15 protein-coding genes are annotated in these 17,982 nt (G+C 73.7%); 10 read left to right on the forward strand and 5 right to left on the reverse strand.

What is annotated here, in order from left to right; translation table 11 throughout:
• Nucleotides 1-31 precede the first annotated feature (31 nt).
• Complete coding sequence (locus AB0M29_RS05425) at nucleotides 32-1,273, reverse strand: NAD(P)/FAD-dependent oxidoreductase (protein ID WP_365379244.1); 1,242 nt, start codon at nucleotides 1,271-1,273, stop codon at nucleotides 32-34.
• 72 nt (nucleotides 1,274-1,345) lie between these two features.
• Nucleotides 1,346-2,350, reverse strand: a complete 1,005-nt coding sequence (locus AB0M29_RS05430) for a MerR family transcriptional regulator (RefSeq protein WP_365379434.1) — start codon at nucleotides 2,348-2,350, stop codon at nucleotides 1,346-1,348.
• 168 nt (nucleotides 2,351-2,518) lie between these two features.
• Here AB0M29_RS05430 and AB0M29_RS05435 point away from each other — a divergent pair, with 168 nt between their 5' ends.
• The 4 genes from AB0M29_RS05435 (at nucleotide 2,519) to AB0M29_RS05450 (ending at nucleotide 5,658) form a co-directional block, all read left to right on the forward strand.
• Nucleotides 2,519-3,148: a sigma-70 family RNA polymerase sigma factor gene (locus AB0M29_RS05435; RefSeq protein WP_365379247.1), complete on the forward strand. Its 630-nt coding sequence runs from the start codon at nucleotides 2,519-2,521 to the stop codon at nucleotides 3,146-3,148.
• Between the two features lie 116 nt (nucleotides 3,149-3,264).
• Complete coding sequence (locus tag AB0M29_RS05440) at nucleotides 3,265-3,801, forward strand: DoxX family membrane protein (RefSeq protein ID WP_365379249.1); 537 nt, start codon at nucleotides 3,265-3,267, stop codon at nucleotides 3,799-3,801.
• A gap of 41 nt (nucleotides 3,802-3,842) precedes the next feature.
• A complete protein-coding gene (locus AB0M29_RS05445; protein WP_365379251.1) occupies nucleotides 3,843-4,736 on the forward strand; it encodes an oxygenase MpaB family protein in 894 nt (297 codons plus the stop codon).
• Nucleotides 4,737-4,869: 133 nt separating this feature from the next.
• Nucleotides 4,870-5,658: a hypothetical protein gene (locus tag AB0M29_RS05450; RefSeq protein WP_365379254.1), complete on the forward strand. Its 789-nt coding sequence runs from the start codon at nucleotides 4,870-4,872 to the stop codon at nucleotides 5,656-5,658.
• A 9-nt stretch (nucleotides 5,659-5,667) separates the two neighbouring features.
• On the opposite strand, the gene AB0M29_RS05455 is transcribed toward AB0M29_RS05450, so the two are convergent.
• Entirely contained in the window at nucleotides 5,668-6,081 is a 414-nt protein-coding gene (locus AB0M29_RS05455) for a hypothetical protein (RefSeq protein WP_365379257.1), read from the reverse strand.
• 167 nt (nucleotides 6,082-6,248) lie between these two features.
• On the opposite strand from AB0M29_RS05455, the gene AB0M29_RS05460 reads away from it, so the two are divergent.
• The 4 genes from AB0M29_RS05460 to AB0M29_RS05475 all read left to right on the forward strand — a co-directional run bounded on the left by AB0M29_RS05460 (nucleotide 6,249) and on the right by AB0M29_RS05475 (nucleotide 10,414).
• Nucleotides 6,249-8,633: a phosphoketolase family protein gene (locus tag AB0M29_RS05460; RefSeq protein ID WP_365379259.1), complete on the forward strand. Its 2,385-nt coding sequence runs from the start codon at nucleotides 6,249-6,251 to the stop codon at nucleotides 8,631-8,633.
• A 127-nt stretch (nucleotides 8,634-8,760) separates the two neighbouring features.
• The gene (locus AB0M29_RS05465; RefSeq protein ID WP_365379262.1) at nucleotides 8,761-9,210 is read left to right on the forward strand and encodes an SRPBCC domain-containing protein; all 450 of its coding nucleotides are present in this window, start codon (nucleotides 8,761-8,763) and stop codon (nucleotides 9,208-9,210) included.
• The gene (locus tag AB0M29_RS05470; protein WP_365379265.1) at nucleotides 9,207-9,548 is read left to right on the forward strand and encodes a helix-turn-helix domain-containing protein; all 342 of its coding nucleotides are present in this window, start codon (nucleotides 9,207-9,209) and stop codon (nucleotides 9,546-9,548) included. Before AB0M29_RS05465 ends, AB0M29_RS05470 begins: the two co-directional genes overlap by 4 nt.
• Nucleotides 9,549-9,598: 50 nt before the next feature.
• Nucleotides 9,599-10,414, forward strand: a complete 816-nt coding sequence (locus AB0M29_RS05475; RefSeq protein ID WP_365379267.1) for an SDR family oxidoreductase — start codon at nucleotides 9,599-9,601, stop codon at nucleotides 10,412-10,414.
• A 218-nt stretch (nucleotides 10,415-10,632) separates the two neighbouring features.
• Here AB0M29_RS05475 and AB0M29_RS05480 read toward each other — a convergent pair whose 3' ends face one another.
• Entirely contained in the window at nucleotides 10,633-10,923 is a 291-nt protein-coding gene (locus AB0M29_RS05480; protein WP_365379270.1) for a hypothetical protein, read from the reverse strand.
• A 469-nt stretch (nucleotides 10,924-11,392) separates the two neighbouring features.
• Between AB0M29_RS05480 and AB0M29_RS05485 the strand changes: the two genes are divergently transcribed.
• Complete coding sequence (locus AB0M29_RS05485) at nucleotides 11,393-15,145, forward strand: family 78 glycoside hydrolase catalytic domain (protein WP_365379273.1); 3,753 nt, start codon at nucleotides 11,393-11,395, stop codon at nucleotides 15,143-15,145.
• Here the strand turns inward: AB0M29_RS05485 and AB0M29_RS05490 are convergent.
• On the reverse strand, nucleotides 15,129-16,715 hold the full coding sequence (locus AB0M29_RS05490; RefSeq protein WP_365379276.1) for a hypothetical protein: 1,587 nt from the start codon (nucleotides 16,713-16,715) through the stop codon (nucleotides 15,129-15,131). The two genes, AB0M29_RS05485 and AB0M29_RS05490, sit on opposite strands and share 17 nt — an antisense overlap.
• Nucleotides 16,716-16,956: 241 nt before the next feature.
• On the opposite strand from AB0M29_RS05490, the gene AB0M29_RS05495 reads away from it, so the two are divergent.
• Nucleotides 16,957-17,880 (forward strand): Ku protein, encoded by a 924-nt coding sequence (locus AB0M29_RS05495; protein ID WP_365379279.1) that lies wholly within the window; start codon nucleotides 16,957-16,959, stop codon nucleotides 17,878-17,880.
• The last annotated feature ends 102 nt before the right edge of the window (nucleotides 17,881-17,982 follow it).

Below are 17,982 nucleotides of genomic sequence, written 5' to 3' on the forward strand. Positions count from 1 at the left end.
GCGGGGGGACCAGACACCGTGACGCCCCCGCTCAGCTCCGCAGGTCCCGCAGCACCTCGCGGGCGGCGCGGGCGCCGGAGGCGAGCGCGCCCTGCACGGAGCCGGTCGCGCGGTGGTCGCCGCACACATAGCGGCCCGTCGCGACGCGCGAGCGGCGGCTGAGCGTGAGCGGCGGCGGCATCGCGGGCAGCGCCTCCGGGACCGTGCGCACCGCCACGAGGTCCCATCCGGCCGTGTCGGCCCCGTAGACCTCGGCCAGCGGTCCGCGCAGCGCCGACTCGCGACCGGGCACGTCCTCGCCCAGCACGGAGGTCTCCACCAGGGCCTGCCCGGGCGGCGCGTAGCCGGGAACGGCCTCGCTCAGCACGCAGGTGTTGAGGAAGCGGCGCCGCGCGTCGGTGAGCAGGGTCGGCTCCGCCAGCGGCGAGGGAGCGCAGGTGTGGAAGTACGTGGTGACCACCCGGTAGCCGGGGACGTGGAGTTGGGGCAGCAGCCGGACCGCGGGGCCGGGACCGGTCGCCACCACGACGACAGGCGCGGGCAGTTCGCCGCCGTCGGCGGTCAGCACGCCCGCGTCGGTCAGTTGGTCCACCGGGGTCTCCAAGTGCAGGACGCCGTCAGGCAGTTCAGCGGCGAGCTGCCGCGGCACGGCGCCGATCCCCGTGGCGGGCAGGCAGAGGGTGCCGCGCAGCATGCTGCGCCACACCAGATGGAAGAAGCGGCTGGAGGTCTCGAGGTCCTCCTCCAGGAAGACACCGGAGAGGAAGGGCCGGAAGAGCTGTTCGACGATCTCCTCGGAGAGCCCGGCGGCCGCCAGTTCGGTCCGGGTGGTGCGCTCCTGGCCGCGGACCAGCCGCCGGGGCGGCACCAGCAGGTCACGAGCGGACAGCGCGCTCAGGGCGAGCAGGTCGCGGGGCCCGCCGAGGCGTCCGCGCACCAGGTCGCCGCTGTCGCCGGGACGGCGGGTGGGGTCGCTGAAACGCACCCGCCCGTGGTCGGTGTGGACGAGCATGCCGGGGGTGAAGGGGCGCAGGTACAGGCCGCGCAGGTTCAGCCGGCGTTTGACCTGGGGGTAGGAGGTGTTGAACACCTGGAAGCCCCGGTCGACCACAAAGCCCTCGTGCCGGTCGGAGCGCATCCGGCCGCCGACGCCGTCCGACGCCTCCAGGACGCGGACGCTCACCCCTGCCGCGAGCAGGTCGCGGGCGCAGGCGAGTCCGGCGAGTCCCGCGCCGACCACCACGACCTCGGGTGCACCGCTCGGAGCGGGCATGGCCACCACCTTTCCGCTGTTGTCTCCCGAGTCTTCCGTCCGGCGGGCGTCACCGGATGCACCCCGCGGGCGCTACGACGTCGGCGCGTCAGCCGCGGACCGGTCCTCGTCACCCCCGCAGGCCCGTACGAGAGCGGCGACGGCGTCCCGCAGGCCCCGCGGTCTGACCGTGCCAGGGCCAGGGGCGCGCCTGGCCCATCCGGGTCCCGCCGTCATCACCAGGGGCCGCCGCCGCGCTCCGCGGACGCCCCATGTGGTGGCGGCGAGACGCTGGGCCAACGGGGTGACGGCCGTGGCCGGGGACTGCGACCAGAGCACCACCGCGGCGGGTCCCACCCGCCGGACCGCGGAGACCAGCGCCTCCACGGGCACGGCGCCGCCCAGCATCCGGGTGGCCAGGCCGCGTTCCGCCAGGGCCGCGTTCAGCGCCTCCAGCGGCAGCGTGTGCTGCTCGCCGGGTACGCACGCCAGGACCACGGGCGCGACCGCGGCGGGCACGACAGTGCCCGCCGACCGCAGTGCGGCGCCGCGCAGGGTGCTGGAGACATGCCAGGACAGCAGGTGCTCGACCTCGACGTAACGGTCGCCGGAGGACTCCCACTTGCGGCCCACCGCGCGCAAGGTGGGCACCATCACCTCCTCCCAGGCGACGGTCAGGCCGTGTTCGCGCACCAGCGCCGTCAACTGGTCCTGGACGGCGGGGGCGTCGAGCCGTACGGCGGCCCGGGCCAGGCCCCGGCACTCCTGCCGGGTGTCACCGAGCGGCAGCCCGCTGGGGGCGTGCGATCTCCGGCCGGGGCGTACGGCGGGGGCGGGCGTCTCGTCCGGGCCGGTCGGCGCCTGCGCGGCGGCCGGGAGGGAGCGGGCCCGCTCCCTGGCGGCGCGCGCGGCCTCGGCGGGCGGCAGGCCGGTGGCGGTCAGCCGGCACATCTCCTCCAGCATTGCCACGTCCCCGGGGCTCCAGCGCCGGTGGCGGCCGTCGGCGCGCACCGCGGGACCCAGCCCGTAGCGCCGGTCCCACGAGCGCAACGTCGTGGGCGACACGCCGATACGCCGGGCGAGCGCACCGGTCGTCATCCCCGCGGCGACGGGATCCTGCCGGGGTTCACTCACCCCTCCACGATACGACGCACAAACGATGCGAGTGGTCCCGGCCGGCCGGAGGTACCCACGATGGGCAGGCCGGGACGCACGAAGGCGCACCGGCGGCCACCGCACCGCTTCAGGACCACAGGAGCCGACGCCATGGGCGTGCAGCTGAGCGCGGAAAGCGACTCCCGGCCGAGCGCGCACGCCGTCCGCGCGTCCACCCTGGCCCTGCCCGACGAGGAGCTGGCCCGCGGGTTCGTCCATGGCGACGAGGACTGCCTGGCGGCCGCGTATCTGCGCTGGGGGACCCTGGTGCACACCCTGGCGCGGCGCTCGCTCGGCGACGCGCGGGAGGCCGAGGACGTCACCCAGCAGGTCTTCCTCGCGGCGTGGCGGGGACGGCACGGGTTCCGGCCGGAGCGCGGCGCCATGGTCGGCTGGATCGTGGGCATCACCCGGCGCAAGACCGCCGACGCGCTCTCCGCGCGCACCCGCAGGGCCGCACTCGTCGCGGCCGCCGGATCGGCACTCCCACCCACGGCAGCGCGCCCTGAAGCGGACGCCGAGGCCGTCCTGGACGGCGTCGTGATGAGCCGCGAACTGTCCAGGCTGCCGCCCGCGCAGCAACTGGTCCTGCGGATGGCGTTCTACGACGACCTGACCCAGACGCAGATCGCCGAGCGGACGGGGTGGCCGCTCGGGACGGTCAAGAGCCACGCCCGGCGCGGCCTGCACCGGCTGCGCGACCGCCTGGAGACACAGCCCGACGTCCTCGCCCCCTGCTGAGCACGCGGCTGCGTCACGCGGAAACGGGTGACCACCCGAGTCAGCTCGCGGCGCATCCGGGCGAACCTTTGCCCCGGGGAGTGTGCGAGGCGCGTAAAGCCGGGCACCCGGTCGGCATGGCAGTTCTCAGGAGATTCGCGCGGCCGATGCTGGCCTCCATGTTCATCAGCGGCGGGCTGTCGGCGCTGCGGGACCCCGCACGGGTGGCTCCGGCCGCCGAGCCGGTGGCACTTCCACTGGCCGAGAAGGTGACGTGGCTGCCCGAGGACCCGGAGCAGCTCGTCCGTATCAACGGCGCGGTCCAGCTGGGCGCGGGCACGCTGCTCGCCCTCGGCTACCTGCCCCGCCTGTCGGCCCTCGCGCTGGCGGCCACGCTGGTGCCGACCACCCTCGCCGGGCATCCGTACTGGACGATCGAGGACCCGCAGGAGCGGGCCGCGCAGCGCGTCCACTTCTTCAAGAACCTCTCCATGATGGGCGGGTTGCTGATCGCGGCCGCCGACACCCACGGCAAGCCGTCGGCGGCCTACCGGGCGCGCGCCCGGTACCACCGTGCCTCGCACGCGGTGAGCGAGGCCGCGGACGACATGCGGCACCCCTTCGGCGGGAACCACCACCGCGTACCGCTCCCCCACGGCGCCTGGTCGCACTGAGGTCCGGTACGACGGCGGGACCGTCGCCGTACAGTGGCAGGGTGACGCTCTCCCCAGTGGACGTGCCCGTTCTCGAGGGTGTCCGGCGACGGCTCGGCAAGCAGCTCTTCGCCCGCGTCGCCGGACCCGGCGGTCCTGCCACCCGCCAGCGCATCCACGGCGCTCCCGGGACACGCTGGTTCGGCCCCGAACGGCCGATCCGCGTGGTGCACGGTGACGCCTCGATGTTCGTCGGCGGGCTGCGGGCGCTGCTGCTGCAGTCCCTGCACCCGCTCGCCATGGCCGCGGTGGCCGCGCACTCCGGCTACCGCGGAGACCCGTGGGGACGGCTGCAGCGCACGAGCACGTTCCTGGCCGTGACGACCTTCGGCACCGCGCGGGACGCGCAGGACGCCGTGGACCATGTGCGGGCCGTGCACGAGCGGGTGTCAGGTGTCACCGCGGACGGCGAGCCGTACCGGGCCTCCGACCCGCACCTCCTCGGCTGGGTCCACGCCGCCGAGGTGGACAGCTTCCTCCGCGCCCACCGGCGCTTCGGCGCCCATCCTCTGGACGACGCCGGTTACGACGGCTACGTCGCGGACACGGCACAGGTGGCCCGCGCCCTCGGCGTGCCCGACCCGCCGCGCGACCAGGCCGAACTCGCCGCCGTCCTGGCGTCGTACCGCCCCGAACTGCGCGCCACCCCGCAGGCCAGGGAGGCCGCCCGCTTCATGCTCGTCCACCCCCCGCTGCCCTGGCTCGCGAGGGGACCGTACGCCGTCCTCGCGGCCAACGCCGTGGCGATGATCCCCCTGTGGGCCCGCGGCCCGCTGCGCCTGCCGTCCCTCCCCGTCGCCGAGCGCACCGCGATCCCGCTGGCCGGGCAGGGGCTGACCCGTACGATCCGCTGGGCCATGAAGCCGCCGCCGCAGGAGCGCCAGGCCCCCGCATAGCCACCAACAGCCGCCGCGGCGGGCCGCTTTACGCATTCGTGGGCGTACGCGGCCGCACGCGCGGGCATGCCGCGCTCTACGATGCCGGAGGGCTCGCTGGGCTGATCCGGCGCCCACCGGGGGGACGGGAATCGTGGCACTGTTACGCAAGGTCCGTGGTCGCACCGCGCGCGCGGCGGAGGCCGAGGGGGCGCAGGTCGGTTCGGGGACCGCGGCCGTGCCTGGCCACGCGCGGCTGGCGAAGGCCGCCGTCGCGCAATGGGCCGCGGTGGACAGGGAGTTGGGCGACCCGCCGCCCGCCACCGGCGACTTCACGCTCCCGTGGTGGCGGATACAAGGTCTGCGGTCGCTGGCCGCCGTTCTCGTCCCGCCGATCTTCCTGATCACCGTCGGCGCCGCCGACGCGGCGAACGGATTCGCCCTGCACGGCAGCGGCCACAAGCTGGTGTTCGCGGGCTTCCTGATCCTGTTCTGCGCGCTTGCCGTGAAGCGCGCCGTGGAGCAGATACGCACCGCGCGAGCGCTGGCCCGGGCCGCGGCGTCACCCTTCACGCGGACACGGCGCTACGTCGTCGCGAACTGGCCCTGGTCGAAGGGCGACTGGCTGCTGCTGTTCCCGGCCGACGGCGATTCCCAGGCCACTCCGGAAGCCACGCTGTTGCTGCCGTACGGGCGGGTAGGCAGGCGCCGGCTGGGTTTTCCCCCCAGACCCGTGGGAGAGGTCGAACTGCGCAGCCTCCCCGCGCGCCCCCAGGACGTCGTCCCGTTCTTCGACGGACGCCCGGTATGGGCGCGCAGCCAGATGCTCGACATTCCCACCGGCGATCCCGACGCCATCGCGCCCCTGATCCACTTCGCCAACTGGGCGGCCGACGACGACAGCGACACCGACGGCGCGGAGCCGGACGGCCGCGGCCGCTGACAACTCCGCTCACGACCCGGTGGGTTCCGGGCCCTCCTCCGCTTCGGCGGTCGCCGCCACCAGCAGCGGCCAGCCGTCGACCTCCACGGGCCCCTTGTCGTCCGGCCGCCACCCGCCGGCCAGCGCCGCGTCCAGGAGCGCCCGGACGGCGCCGGGTTCATGGAGGTTCAGGTCCGGACCCCGGCTGAACCCCACGTCCCCCGAGCCCAGGGGGGCACCGCCGGGCACGTAGCGGCCCGGGCCCTCGGTGAAGACGATGCGCAACGGGCCGCCGGTGCCCGCCGGTTGGGGGTACAGCGTCAGGGTCTCGCTGCAACCGGTGGCCCGGCCGTCGGGCAGCGCGCTGTGCCGGTGGCGAAGCGTCCAGAGGTACGAACGGCCGTCGGCGACCAGCAGGCGCGGCTTCTTCGGATGGCGGGGCACGGGCTCCACCGTAGGCGACGGGGGCGACGGCACGCCCCGGCGGGGCCGGTCCTGCCGATCCGGGCGGGGGCCGGTGGGCCCGTACGGACCACCCGAACGGCCCTACCCGAGCGGTCGGCGGACGCCGAAGTGTGGGGCGAAACGACCCTGACACTCCGGAGGACGACATGTCCGATGTGCTCTCGCCGCCGCCAGAAGCACCGAGCGACAACGAGCTGCGCGACCTGGACGCCCACTGGCGGGCGGCGAACTACCTCGCCGTCGGCCAGATCTACCTGATGGCCAATCCGCTGCTGACCGAGCCGCTGCGCCCGGAGCACGTCAAGCCGCGGCTGCTCGGGCACTGGGGCACCTCCCCGGGACTGAACCTGGTCCACACCCATCTCAACCGGGCGATCCAGGCCCGGGACATGGCGGCGATCTGCGTCTGGGGCCCCGGCCACGGCGGTCCGGCCGTCCTGGCGAACGCGTGGCTCGAAGGCAGCTACACCGAGACGTACCCGGACGTCACCCGGGACGCCGCGGGGATGGCCCGGCTGTTCCGGCAGTTCTCCTTCCCCGGCGGGGTGCCCAGCCATGTCGCCCCGGAGACGCCGGGGTCGATCCACGAGGGCGGCGAGCTCGGCTACTCGCTCGCGCACGCCTACGGCGCCGCGTTCGACAACCCGGACCTGGTCGTGACCTGCGTGGTCGGCGACGGGGAGGCCGAGACCGGGCCGCTGGCCGCCTCCTGGCACTCCAACAAGTTCCTCGACCCGGTGCACGACGGCGCCGTGCTGCCGATCCTGCATCTGAACGGCTACAAGATCGCCAACCCGACCGTGCTGGCCCGCCTGCCGCACTCCGAACTCGACGACCTGCTGCGCGGTTACGGCCATGAACCGCTGCACGTCACGGGCGACGACCCGATGGCCGTGCACCGCGCGATGGCCGTGGCGATGGACACCGCGCTGGACCGTATCGCCGCCTTCCAGCACGCCGCACGCGCCCTGGGCGCCACCGAGCGCCCGCGCTGGCCGGTGATCGTGCTGCGCACCCCGAAGGGCTGGACGGGCCCCGCCGAGGTGGACGGCCTGCCGGTGGAGGGCACCTGGCGTGCCCACCAGGTGCCGCTGGCGGAGGTGCGCACCAACCCGGAGCACCTGCGGCAGTTGGAGGAGTGGCTGCGCTCGTACCGGCCCGAGGAGCTGTTCGGGGCCGACGGCCGTCCGCGCCCGCAGGTGCTGGCCCGCGTGCCCGAGGGCGAACGCCGCCTGGGCGCGAGCCCGCACACCAACGGCGGTCTTCTGCTGCGGCAGTTGCCGATCCCGGAGCTGGAGCGCTTCGCCGTGCCCGTCGACAAGCCGGGGACGACCACGCACGAACCCACGCGTGTGCTGGGCGAGTTGCTGGAGCAGGTGATGGCGGCCACCGCCGACCGCCGCGACTTCCGGATCGTCGGCCCCGACGAGACCGCCTCGAACCGGCTGCAGGCCGTGTACGGGGCGACCGGGAAGGCGTGGCAGGCGGAGACGCTCGCCGTGGACGAGCATCTGGACCCGCACGGCCGGGTGATGGAGATCCTGTCGGAACACACCTGCCAGGGCTGGCTGGAGGGCTACGTCCTCACCGGCCGCCACGGTCTGTTCTCCTGCTACGAGGCGTTCGTCCACATCGTCGACTCGATGGTCAACCAGCACATCAAGTGGCTGCGCGTCACCCGCCGCCTGCCCTGGCGCCGTCCCATCGCCTCCCTGAACTACCTGCTCACCTCGCACGTATGGCGGCAGGACCACAACGGCTTCTCGCACCAGGACCCCGGCTTCATCGACCACGTGCTGAGCAAGTCCCCCGAGGTCGTACGTGTCTACCTGCCGCCGGACACCAACACCCTGCTCTCCGTGGCCGACCACGTACTGGCCTCGAAGGACTACGTGAACGTCGTCGTGGCGGGCAAGCAACCCTGCTTCGACTGGCTCGACATGGACGCGGCCCGCGCCCACTGCGCGCGCGGGGCCGGGATCTGGGAGTGGGCGGGCACCGAGGACGGGCGGCGCGAGCCCGATGTGGTGCTGGCGTGCGCGGGTGACGTACCCACCCAGGAGGTGCTGGCCGCCGCCCAGTTGATCCGCCAGCTGCTGCCCGACCTCGGCGTCCGGGTCGTCAACGTCGTCGACCTCGCGCGGCTGCAGCCGGAGAAGGAGCACCCGCACGGCATGTCCGACCCGGACTTCGACGCGCTGTTCACCCCCGACAAGCCGGTGATCTTCGCGTACCACGGCTATCCCTGGCTCATCCACCGGCTCGCGTACCGCCGTAACGGGCACCGGAACCTGCATGTGCGCGGCTACAAGGAGATCGGCACCACCACCACGCCCTTCGACATGGTCGTCCGCAACGACCTCGACCGCTACCGCCTCGTCATGGACGTCATCGACCGCGTCCCGGGCCTGGCGGTGACCGCCGCGCCCGTGCGCCAGCGGATGGAGGACGTCCGGCTGCGGCATCACGCCTGGATCCGCGAACACGGCACCGACCTCCCCGAGGTCGCGGAGTGGACCTGGGACCACTGACGGCACCCGGCGACGGGGCGCCGCCGTGCGGCGGCACCCCGTCGCCATCACGCAACATAAGGTTGCGCATTACGGGGGCCAGGACTAAGGTCATACGCAACAGAAGGTTGCGCATGGGAGGCCCGTGATGGAGTTCGGCAAGCTGGAGCGCGAGATCCGTATCGAGGCGGCACCGGAGATCGTCTTCGACGTGGTGAGCCGCCCCGAGCACATCAAGGTGTGGTGGTCGGACGACGCGGTGTTCGAGCCAGAGCCCGGCGCGGTCGGTGAGCTGATCTGGGGCGACCGCGCCGAGGTCGCCTCGATCAAGGTGGTCGACGTGGACCCGCCCCACCGGTTCACCTTCCGCTGGATCGCCCCCGACGGCGAGGTACCCGAGGCGGGCAACTCCCTCCAGGTCACCTTCGAGCTCGAACCCGCGGGCGACGGCACGATCCTGCGCCTGACCGAGAGCGGCTGGCGCGAGAAGGGCTGGGAGGCCGCCGTACTCGAGGAGGCATTCCACGACCACGAGCGCGGCTGGGACACCTTCCTGGCCAGGCTCCAGGACTACGCGCCCTCCGTGGTGGCGCGATGACCACCGTCGTCGACGACGAGCTGTGGTCGGCGATCGGCGACCCGGTCAGGCGCCGCCTGCTCGACCTGCTGCTCGCCGAGGGAGTGGGTACGCCCACGAGCCTCAGCGACCATCTGCCGATCTCCCGCCAGGCGGTCACTAAACACCTGGGCGTCCTCGACCGCGCGGGCCTGGTGCACGCCACGCCGGCAGGCCGCGAGCGGCGCTACGAGGTCGACGAGGCCCAGCTCGCCCGCGCCGTCCGCCAGCTCAACGAGGTCGGCAGGACCTGGGACGCGCGGCTGAACCGCATCAAGCGCCTCGCCGAGGAGATACAGCGCCGGAAGAACCGGGACTGAGCGGGCGAGCCCGCCTCCCCACCCGGACACACCACCTTTGGAGGACTGTGATGAGTGACCTGCTACTGAGCGACAAGAACGCCGTGATCTACGGGGGCGGAGGCGCCTTCGGTGGCGCCATCGCGAAGGTGTTCGCCCGGGAGGGCGCGAGGGTCTTCCTCGCCGGGCGCACGCAGGCGAAGCTCGACGCCGTGGCGGACGCCATCGCCGCCACGGGCGGAAAGGCCGAGACCGCGCTGGTGGACGTCTTCGACCAGGAGGCGGTCGACAAGCACGCGGAAGCGGTCGCGGCGACAGCCGGGAGCATCGACATCGCCCTCAACGCCGTGAGCGTCATGCACGACCAGGGGACGATGCTCGCCGATCTCTCGCTCGAGGAGTTCATGCGGCCGATCGACGGCTTTCTGCGGACGCTCTTCCTCACCAGCAAGGCCGTGGCCCGGCACATGGGGCACGAGCGCCCCGGCGTCATCCTCACCTTGTCGGAGCCGGGATCCAAGCTCGCCATCCCCGGCATCCTCGGCCACAGCGTGAGCGCGGCGGGCAAGGAGGCCTTCACCAGGGGTCTTGCCGCGGAGCTCGCGCCCCACAACATCCGGGTGGTCGGCATCCGCCCGCACGCCGTCGTGGACGGTCCCGCGGCCGGTTCCTACACCGGGGAGCTCTTCCGGCCCATGGCGGCGGCGTCCGGGCAGTCGGTGCAGGAGATGCTCGAGGACGAGGCCGGACTGGCACAGGGCACGCTCCTCAAGCGGCTGCCCACGCTGGCGGAGGTCGCCGAGACGGCCGCCTTCCTGGCCTCGGACCGCGCGGGAGCCATGACGGGGGCGATCGCCAACCTGTCCGCCGGCGCCCTCGTCGACTGAGCCTGGCCGCGCCGGACCGAGCCACCAAGGCCAGGCTGCCGCGCGCCCCGCACGTCCCCGGCACACCGTTGGCGTGACGGACTCGCCCCTTCCACCCGCCGACGCGTACGGGGCCGCGTCGGCGCGTTTCTGACCGGCGGTGCCGACGGGGGGCCGGTCGGACCCGACCGGCGGCTACGCACCCGCGTAGCCGCCGGCGGTTCACGGAGCGGCGGTCGTCAGTGTCCGGTCAGCGTGTGCACCGCCCCTCCCACGACCTGCCCCGCGTGGTCGATGACGTTGCCGTTCGAGCAGTTGTTGGCCTGATCGCCGACCCAGTCGCCGAGCACCGGCACGACCGCGACCTCCTGGAGGCACACCGCGGCCGCGGTGAAGTTCCAGTTGTTCGCGGCGTTCACGCCACTGCCGAAGTTGCTGTCGTTGTCCGCGACGGCGGGAGCGGCCCCGGCAGCCGCGGTCACGACGACCGCGGCGACCGTGAGCGCCCCACGCATGATCATCTTTCTCATGCCCGAGCCAACGACCCCCCGCCCCACCGGGCACGGCCCGTCCTCCGCACGGCCCAGCGACCACCTGCGGACGGCGGGCAACCCGGGCGTCCACGCGGGGGCGCGTGCTCCCGCGGCGACCCGGAAGAGCGCGGTCGGCCGGCTCCGGAACCGCCGCACGGCTGGGCGAAAGCATTCAACGTGAGGCCGCGCGGCGCTATCCGCACGCCCCGCCACGGCGGGCGAGCCGTGGGCGCACCCGGCGGCAGTCGCGCAAGGCGCCTTTCGGCCGGATCCCCGCCAGGCGATCCCGTGGCCGGACTGCCTGCGAGTTTGTGGCTCACGCGGGAGGAAGCGGCCGCCCGGACCGGCTCTTCGGAGATGCCGTGGTTATTGACGCCCCGGGGTAACTCCCATAGATTACGCCCGCATTGACGATTTGAAACGTTTCAAACACTCTCACGTCCCCCACCGGTGAAGGAGTGCTCCGTTGGCCAGTCAGCACACGCCCCCCGACCCCCAGTCGCCCACCGCACAGGACCGACCCCCACTCAGCCGCCGCCACTTCCTGAGCGTGGGGTCGGCGCTGGCCGCGGGCGGCATCGCCGCGGGAGCCGTCGGCGCGCTCTCCGGGCGCGCGATGGCCGCGCCCGCCGTGGCGCACAGCGCGCCCGTCGACCTGTCCAGCGCCCACTGGATCTGGTTCCCGGAAGGTGACCCCACCACCAGCGCGCCGGCCGGATTCCGGTACTTCCGCAAGGCGTTCACCGTCGCGGCCGGTGCGGTGACCGACGCCCAGCTCGTGGTCACGGGCGACGACACGGTGGATGTGTGGCTCAACGGGACACCGCTGGCCGGGTCGCCCAGGAGCACCGACTCCTGGACGACCGCGCTCTACGTGGACCTGCGCCCGGCGCTGACGGCGGGGAACAACGTCCTCGCGCTGGCGAGCCGGAACTCGGGCGGCTCCGCGGGTGTCCTCGGCAGGGTCCAGGTCCTCACGGCCGGGGGGACGGCCGACCTCGTCACCGACGGGAGCTGGTCGGCCGGGCAGAACGCGCCCGAGGGCTGGGAGCAGCCCGGCTTCGCCGACAGCGGCTGGCCCGCCGCCCGGGACCTGGGCCGGTACGGGATCGCGCCCTGGTTCACCCGGGTCGCCGCCCCCGACATCTCGGCCGCATCGCCGCTGAGCGTGGCCGACTGCACCGTCGAGCACCGTACGAGCCCGCTGGGGATCGACGCCGCGCAGCCGCGGTTCGGCTGGAGCCTGTCCTCGACCGCCCAGCAGCAGCGGCAGGCCGCCTACCAGGTGCAGGTCTCGTCCAACGGCGCGGGCGGCGGCGACGTCTGGGACAGCGGCCGGGTGGCCTCCGACCAGCAGATCGACATCGCCTACGGCGGTCCCGCGCTGGCCAGCCTGACGCGCTACCCGTGGCGGGTGCGGGTGTGGGACACCCAGGGCAGGGCGGGCGCGTGGAGCACGCCGCAGTGGTTCGAGACCGGGCTGATGGCACCGGCCGACGAGTGGCGTGCGGCGTTCGTCGGCGGGCCCGCCGGTCCTGATCTGTCGGGGGCCAGCTGGATCTGGTACCCCGAGGGCGATCCCGGGTCGGGGCGCCCGGTCGAGACCCGGTACTTCCGGCGCACCTTCACCCTGACGGCCGCCCCGGCCGCCGCGACCCTGGTGGTGACGGGGGACGACACCGCGGACGTGTGGGTCAACGGGGTCGCGGTGAGCACCTCGCCGCGGGTCACCGACTCGTGGAAGAGCGCGGCCGCCGTCGATGTCACCGCCCATCTCGTCGCCGGTGCCAACACCATCGCGGTGGCGAGCGGCAACACGACGCAGTCCCCGGCCGGGATGATCGCCCGGCTGACGGCGAGCGGCGGCACACAGGTGGTCACCGACGCGTCGTGGAAGGCGTTCCAGAGCGCGCCGTCGGGCTGGAACACCTCCGGCTTCGACGACAGCGCCTGGCCCGCCGCTCTGGTGGTCGCGGCGTACGGCGGCGGCCCGTGGGGCGCGAACGTGCACGTCGTCCGGCCCGCGCCGCTGCTGCGCAAGGGCTTCACCGTCAGCAAGCCGGTGGCCTCCGCCCGGCTGCTGACCACCGCGCTGGGCCTGCACGAGACCCGGCTCAACGGGGCGAAGGTCGGCGCCGACGTCCTGGCCCCCGGCTGGACCGACTACACCAAGCGCGTCCAGTACAAGGTCTACGACGTCACCGCGCAGATCCAGCGCGGCGCCAACGCGCTGGGCGCGTGGCTGGGCAACGGCTGGTACTCGGGCAACATCGGCTTCGCCGGCAGCCAGAAGTACGGCACCCAGCCGTGGTACTCCGCGCGGCTCGTCCTCACCTTCACCGACGGCAGCACCCAGACGGTCACCACGGACGGCACCTGGAAGACGGCGACGGGAGCGATCCGCTCCGACGACCTCTACGCCGGTGAGAGCCACGACGCGCGCCTGGACATCGGCGGCTGGGACGGCGCCGGGTACGACGACAGCTCATGGGCCGCCGCGACCGTCTCCGGCGCCGCCCTGCCCCGGCTGGTCGCCCAGGTCGACGAGGGCGTCACCGTGCGGCAGGAGTTCCGGCCCGTGTCGGTCGCGCAGCCGTCCCCGGGGGTGTGGATCTTCGACCTGGGGCAGAACTTCACCGGCTGGAACCGCGTCGCGCTCAGCGGCCCCGCGGGTACCGAGGTCACCATCCGGCACGGCGAGGTCCTCAACCCCGACGGCACCCTCTACACCACGAACCTGCGCGCCGCCCAGGCCACGGACAGGTTCGTCCTCGCGGGCACCGGCGGCACCGAGACGTACGAACCGCGATTCACCGTGCACGGCTACCGGTACGTCGAACTCACCGGCCTGCCCTCGGGTTTCACACCGGGCACCGGCGCGGTCACCGGCCGCGCCGCGTGGACCAGCGCCGCGCAGCCGGGCACGTTCAGCACCTCGGACACGCTGGTCAACCAGCTCCAGCACAACATCCTGTGGGGCGAGCGCAGCAACATGCTCTCCATACCCACCGACTGCCCGCAGCGGGACGAACGCCTGGGCTGGACCGGCGACATCGCGGCGTTCTGCGCCACGTCCACCTTCAACCTCGACACCCGCGGGTTCCTGGCCAAGTTCGCCGATGATCTCACCGACGCCCAGCAGTCCAACGGCGCCTTCACGGATGTCGCGCCCGCGGTGATCGGCGGTTCGGGGACGGCGGGTTGGGGCGACGCGGGCACGATCATCCCGTACACGCTGTGGCAGCGCTTCGGCGATGTGCGGGTCGTCGACCGGCACTTCGCGGCGATGGCGAAGTGGGTGGACTACCTGCGTGCCACCGCCGGTTCCGATCTGATCCGCAATCAGCAGACCTACGGGGACTGGCTCAACGTCAACGACAACACCGCACAGGATCTGGTCTGCACGGCGTTCTTCGCCCGGTCGGCCCGGCTCGTGGCACGCATGGCGGCGGCCACCGGCCGGACGTCGGAGGCCGCGTCGTACGGGCAGCTCGCCGACCAGGTGGCGGCGGCGTTCACCTCCCGGTTCGTCGGCGGCGACGGCACGGTCAGCGGCAACACCCAGACCGGCTACGTCCTCGCGCTGGCCTTCGAGTTGCTGCCCGCGTCCCGGGTGCAGGCCGCGGCGGACAAGCTGGCCGCCAAGGTCGCCGCGACCAACGGGCATCTCAGCGTGGGCTTCCTCGGCGTGGAGAACCTGCTGCACGTGCTGGCCGACCACGGCCACGCGGACACCGCGTACCAGGTCCTGCTGCAGCGGGACTTCCCCGGCTGGGGGTACATGATCGGCAAGGGTGCCACCACGATCTGGGAGCGCTGGGACGGCATCCGCACCGACGGCTCGTTCAACGACCCGGGTATGAACTCCTTCAACCACTACGGTCTCGGCTCCGTCGGCGACTTCCTCTACCGCCAGGTCGGCGGTCTCGGTCCCGCGCGGCCCGGCTACGCCTCCCTGCGTGTCGCGCCGCGCATCGGCGGCGGGCTGACGTCGGGCGGCAGCACGTACAAGACGGCGTTCGGCACCGCGGTGAGCAACTGGTCGGTCACGGCGGGGCAGTTGACGCTGCGGGTCACCGTTCCGGTCAGTACGTACGCGGCCGTCACCGTCCCCACCTCGCAGCCCCAGTCGGTCACCGCCCCCGCCGAGGCGGTCCCGGCCGGGCCCGCCACGTACTACCTCCCGGCGGGCAGCTACGTGTTCACCGCGCCGAGCTGACGCGTACGGATGCCGTGGAGCCGTCCGCGTGCGCGGGTCGTGCCGGTCCCGCGGGCCCGGTCCCCGGGCGCGGCGGCTCCACGGAGACATAGGCGCGGTGACGGATGTACGAAGCGCCGTCCGGCAGGACCACGACCCGCCAGCGCCGGGCGTACGGCGGTGCCTGCCGCCGCTCCGCTACGAGGACGGCGACCGGCATCCGCCGGGCCAGGGACCGCAAGCCCTCCGTCGTGACGCTGGCGTTGGGGCCGTCGGGCTGGCGGGAGGCGCACCCGGCGGCGAAGGCAATCGGGACCGAGGCGTCCCCGGTGATCGCGCACGGCGGCCGCACTCCCGCCCGGCGCAGGTCGGCGGCGACGGCGGCGTACTCGCGGCTCTCCGACCGGTTGGCGCGGACCGCCTGCGCCAGCACGAGGTACTGGACGGTCAGATGGGCGCCGCACGCGAGGGCGACGAGCGCGGCGACGACCGGGCGCGGCCCGTCGCCGCGGCGGGTGACCAGCCACCACAGGCACTCGGCCACGGGCACCGCGAGCAGCAGGTAGGCGGGCAGCAGGAAGCGCGGCGCCGCGTAGTCGATGAGGAAGAGGTACGGCGCGGCCACGCACGCGGCCACGACCAGCGGGAGCAGCACGGTGGCCCTGCGACGAGCGACCGCCGCGGCGTGGACGCCGCCCGCGGCCAGCACCGGCAGGGCGAGGAACCACCCGGCGGTGGCCCGGTGCCGCCAGGGCACGGTGCAGGGGCGGCACAGCGTCCGCCCGTCCAGGGCCCGGATCTGGTCGTCCACCGCGAAGTTCCAGCCCATGCCGCCCTGGATGTCGCTGCCCACCCGCAGCCGCGCGGCCAGTCCCCCGTAGCGCGCGTACGCCTCCACGACCCATTCGGCGCACCCCAGCACCACTCCCAGCGCCACCACCGCGAGGAGTACCGGCCGCCGCCAGCGGGGCACGGCCAGCGCGGCGGCCACCAGCGGTACCGCCAGCCACACCGCGTCGGGCGGCCGCATCAGTCCGACGACGGCCACACCGCAGGCCAGGCCCGCCAGGGCGGCGCGGTCGGCGCGGTCCCTGGCGGCACGCAGGAAGCAGCCGACGGCGAGCAGGGAGCCGTACGCGCTCCACACGTTCGGCATCACCTGCGGGCCGTAGTAGAGCGTGATCCACAGACTCGCGAAGAGCGCGCCCGCGAGCGCGGGCACCCGGGCCGGGAGCAGGGTCCGCCACACCCACAGGGCGAGGAACAGGCCCACGCCGGACAGCAGGGCCAGCCAGACCCGCAGGGCGGCGGTGGAGGAGGTCAGTTCGGCCACCGGCGCGGCGAGGAAGGTGATCCCCCGGGCGCGCGGGGCGCTGAAGAACGCCGCCGGGACCGATCCGCTGACCTGGCTGGTGTAGATCGTCTCGTCCCAGCCGAGCCCCGACCCCGGCACCACCAGCAGCAGTTGCGCCAGCGTGTACGCGACGCCCACCGGGGCCAGCCACCGCAGGGCCCGTGTCCGCTGCCCGGGCGTGCCCCGGGTGGCCGGGACGGCGAGGTCCGCGGCCGGGGCGACAGCGCGAGCGAACATCCGGGCCCCTCCGGGCGGCGGCGAGGCACCGGGACGCGGCGCTGGGACGACGCTCTCCCTCCCCCGCCGCGCCGCGCCACTCGCCTACGGCATTCGGCGGACGTCCCCCACCCGTACGAGGGGCCGTGCCGTGCCGCCCGCCCCTCGCGCGTCCACCGTCAGGGGCCGCCAGGATCTGCGCGGACCGCCCGCCGCGGCTTAGGCTGCCCGCAGGGGGCTCGTCCACCGGGAAGGGGCCGTCATGCCACCGATCTGGTCAGGGACCCTCGCCTTCGGCCTGGTCGCGATCCCCGTGCAGATGGTCAGCGCCACCACCAGCCACAAGGTGGGCTTCCGGCAGATGCACGTCACCGACCAGGGCCGCGTCCGCAACGTCAAGACCTGCGAGACCGACGGGGCCAAGCTGTCGCAGGAGGAGATCGGCCGTGCCTACGAGGCTCCCGACGGGACGCTGATCCCGATCGCCGACGAGGAGCTGGACCGGCTGCCCCTGCCGACCGCGAAGGCCATCGAGGTCACCGGCTTCCTCGACCTCGCCAAGGTGCCTGGCGAGCTCTTCGGCCAGCCGTACTTCCTCTCCCCCACGAACCAGGCCGCGAAGAAGCCGTACGTCCTGATGCGGGAGGCGCTGGCCAAGGCGGGCAAGGGGGCGATCGGCAAGTTCGCCATGCGCGGCAGCGAGAACCTGGCGGTCGTGCACGCCCAGGGCGACGTGCTGGTGCTGCAGAAGCTGCGCTGGCCGGACGAGATCCGCAGTGCGGAGGAGGCCGCGCCCAGCACCGACGTGGAGATCACCGCCGACGAGGCACGGGCCGCCGACGCCCTGATCGAGGCGCTCGGTGACGCCGACATGCAGACGTACCACGACGAGTACACGAAGGCCGTCGAGGCCCTCGTCACCGCGAAGGTCCAGCACACCGCCCTGCCGGAGGCGAAACCGCGGGCCGCCTCCGCCGACGGCACCCTCGACCTGATGTCCGCGCTCCAGGCCGCCGTCGGCCAGGCTCGCTCCGACCGCGGCGAGGACGCCGACGTGCATCACATGGCGGAGCGCAAGGCCGCCACGAAGAAGGCGGCCAAGAAGACCGCCGCCAAGAAAGCGGCCACGAAGGCGGCCGCGAAGAAGACGGCCGCGAAGAAGTCCACCCGCAAGAAGGCTGGTTGACGCCGGTCAACGCCGGGGCAGCTCCCGCCCCGGCGGGCGGTCGGGAAACGACAGAAGCTGCCCCTTCGGGCCGGTGGTGACGTGCGGCATCACTGTGGCTGA

The sequence above is a fragment of the Streptomyces sp. NPDC051976 genome, assembly GCF_040680795.1.
Lineage (GTDB): Bacteria > Actinomycetota > Actinomycetes > Streptomycetales > Streptomycetaceae > Actinacidiphila.